A 2915-nucleotide genomic window follows, 5' to 3' on the forward strand; every position below is an offset into this window, starting at 1 on the left:
CGGCCGCATCGCGGGCAATGCCGGCGCCGTTGATGCCGGCGCCGATGATGGCAAGATCATATGGTTGCGATGAATGCGTCACGCCCGCTTCCCTAACGGCCTTTACGGCCATAGAAAAGGCGACATGAAAGACCAACTGCTCCTTGTGCTCGATGCCGGCACCACCTCCACCCGCGCCATAGCGTTCAGCCAGGACGGCGAGATCGTCGCCAGCGCTGGCCGCGCGCTTACTCAGCATTATCCGGCGAGCGGCTGGGTGGAGCATGATGCGGGCGAGATTCGAGATCTGTCGCGCGCTTGTCTGGAGGAGGTGGCAGCACAGGTTGGCGTCCAGCGCATTGCCGCGATCGGCATCACCAACCAGCGCGAGACCGTGTGTTTCTGGGACCTGACCACCGGTGAGCCGTTGGCCCGCGCCATCGTTTGGCAGGATCGCCGCACCGCGGATTATTGTGCCGGCCTGAAGGCGCACGAACCGGGACTTGAAGCACGGGTGCAGGCGAAAACCGGCCTGCTGCTCGATCCGTATTTTTCCGCCACCAAGATGCGCTGGGCGCTGGATAACTGGCCGACGGTGGCCGATGCGGCGCGGGATGGCCGGCTGGCGGTGGGCACGGTGGAAAGCTGGCTGATCTGGAATCTTTCGGGCGGGCAGGCGCACATCACCGATGCCACCAACGCCAGCCGCACCCTGTTGATGGATCTGGCCGCCTGCCAATGGGACGATGAATTGATCGCGCTGTTCGGCGTGCCAAAGGCGGCGCTGCCGCGCATCGTGGATTGTGCCGGGGCGCTGGCAAACACCGCGCTGCTGGGCCGGCGCATCCCCATAACGGGCGTTGCGGGTGACCAGCAGGCCGCTGCCATCGGCCAGGCCTGCCTGTCTGCCGGGATGCTGAAGGCGACCTATGGCACCGGATGTTTTCTGCTTGCCCATGCCGGGGCAGTGCCGCCGGTTTCCCGCAATCGCTTGCTGGCCACGGTGGCCTGGCGGCTGGACGGGGCGGCGGCCTATGCACTGGAAGGTGCAATTTTTGTCGCGGGTTCGGCCATCCAGTGGCTGCGCGACGGATTGGGGATCATCGCCAGCAGCGCCGATAGCGAGGCATTGGCGCAAAGCGTGCCCGACAATGGCGGCGTGAGTTTCGTGCCGGCGCTGGCCGGGCTGGGCGCGCCTTACTGGGCGCCCGATGCGCGCGGGGTGATCTGCGGGCTGTCGGGCGGCAGCACGCGCGCCCATATCGTGCGTGCTGCGCTGGAGGCGCAGGGCCAGCAGACCGCCGACCTGGTGGATGCGTTGGCGGCCGACGGCGTGGCGGCGGCGATGCTGCGCGTTGATGGCGGCATGGTCGCCAATGATTGGCTGTGCCAGGATCTGGCCGACAGCCTGGGCGCGGTGGTGGAACGGCCGCGCGTGATCGAAACCACGGCGATGGGCGCGGCGATGCTGGCCGGGGTGGGCGCCGGCCTGTTTCCCGATCTGCCCGCTGCCGCTGCCGCGATGGTCGCAGCCGATGTGCGCTTTCACCCTGCCATCGATGGCGTGGCCCGCAGCGCCCGCCGCAGCCAGTGGCAGGCCGCCGTCGCCAAAGTGCTGGCCGAGGTGAAGCCCGAGTTGAACCTTGAGGCGAAACTGTGAGCCCGCTGGCTGGATTGGCGCTGGCCGCGGCCATGGCATTGGTGCTGGGCGGTATCTGGCTGTGGCAGCAACCGGGCGGCAATCGCACAAAGGCTGTCTTGATGATGCTGGCCGGCGTGGTGGTCGCCTTCAATGCCTGGGTGGTGAGCCTGCCTGCTCCGGCATGATCAGGTATTTGGACACAAAATGCAATTTTGTGCTTGAAAACGGCTGAATTCAGCCCTTTATCGCGCAATAATGCGGTTTTTGGCACCAAAAGCTTGAAAAATACGTCAAATTGAGTATATTGCAGAAAGTTGAATAAAAAACGGGATCGAACTGATGGCTCTCCGTTTCGCTGTTGCCGCGCTGGCTGTCTTTGCTCTGGCCGCTCCGGCCGTGGCCACTCGCCATGCCGATGTGGTTTATCTGCAGCAGTTCAAGGCCCGCCAGAAATTGCTGGCCGATGCGGCCCCGGCCAAGCTTCAGGCTGTCCCCCGGCAAGTGGCCGCGCAGGACGCGGGCACAGTGCCGCCAGCTGCGATGCGCGCGCCCGTTCTTGCTGCCGACGGCGCTGGCAGCCGCTGATCGGCCGCGTCGGCCGGCCTGGCCGGTCCTGCTACTAAATCAAGCTTGTAACCGGCTGCCAGCGTCATACTCTACCGTTTGACGAACAGACGTTTTGGAGGGTGACATGCGGCGCTTTGGTTTGGCTTTGTTGGCATCAGCAGGTTTGTGGGCTGGGCTGAATAGCGCGGCCGCCGTTTCGGGCGGCCCCAGCACCGGCGTGCGCGGGGTGAATGCCCAGCGGCTGATGAATGCCCGGGCCGAGCCGGGCAACTGGATGACGCACGGCGGCAATTATGACGAGCAGCGCTTTGCCGATCTCAGCCAGATCACTGCCGGCAATGTGAACAAATTGGGCCTGGCATGGTCGGTCGATCTTGATACGTCGCGCGGCCAGGAAGCCACGCCGATCGTGGTGGATGGCACGATGTTCACCACCACCGCCTGGTCCAAGGTAATGGCGCTGGATGCCGCGACCGGCCGCGTGAAGTGGAAATTTGATCCGCAGGTGGACAAGGCGCGCGGGCAAAGCGCCTGCTGCGACGTGGTCAACCGCGGTGTGGCGGTGTGGAACGGGCTGGTGTTTGTCGCGGCGCTGGATGGCCGGTTGATCGCGCTGGATGCTGGCACCGGCAAGGTGAAATGGAGCAGCCAGACCTTCACCGACACGCCCCTCCCTTACACCATCACCGGCGCGCCGCGCGTGGTAAAGGGGCGGGTGGTGATCGGC

4 protein-coding genes are annotated in these 2915 nt (G+C 65.2%); all 4 read left to right on the forward strand.

Annotation, left to right across the window (positions count from 1 at the left end):
- Positions 1–124 precede the first annotated feature (124 nt).
- Positions 125–1639 carry a glycerol kinase GlpK gene (glpK, locus tag ACESL8_RS13065; RefSeq protein WP_372919550.1) on the forward strand — a complete coding sequence of 505 codons (1515 nt, stop codon included), beginning with the start codon at positions 125–127 and terminating at the stop codon, positions 1637–1639.
- Positions 1636–1806, forward strand: a complete 171-nt coding sequence (locus ACESL8_RS13070) for a hypothetical protein (protein ID WP_372919552.1) — start codon at positions 1636–1638, stop codon at positions 1804–1806. Before glpK ends, ACESL8_RS13070 begins: the two co-directional genes overlap by 4 nt.
- 154 nt (positions 1807–1960) lie before the next feature.
- The gene (locus ACESL8_RS13075) at positions 1961–2206 is read left to right on the forward strand and encodes a hypothetical protein (protein ID WP_372919554.1); all 246 of its coding nucleotides are present in this window, start codon (positions 1961–1963) and stop codon (positions 2204–2206) included.
- Positions 2207–2336: 130 nt separating this feature from the next.
- The coding region (locus ACESL8_RS13080; RefSeq protein ID WP_372919556.1) for a PQQ-binding-like beta-propeller repeat protein at positions 2337–2915 on the forward strand (579 nt) is incomplete at its 3' end.

Origin of the sequence: Sandarakinorhabdus sp. (assembly GCF_041689835.1) — a bacterium.
In the GTDB taxonomy this organism is placed as follows: domain Bacteria; phylum Pseudomonadota; class Alphaproteobacteria; order Sphingomonadales; family Sphingomonadaceae; genus Sandarakinorhabdus.

Excerpts from the sequence above, each read along its gene's own strand:
- ACESL8_RS13075 (WP_372919554.1), top strand. The coding sequence starts at position 1,961 with ATGGCTCTCCGTTTCGCTGTTGCCGCGCTGGCTGTCTTTGCTCTGGCC.
- glpK (WP_372919550.1), top strand. The coding sequence starts at position 125 with ATGAAAGACCAACTGCTCCTTGTGCTCGATGCCGGCACCACCTCCACC.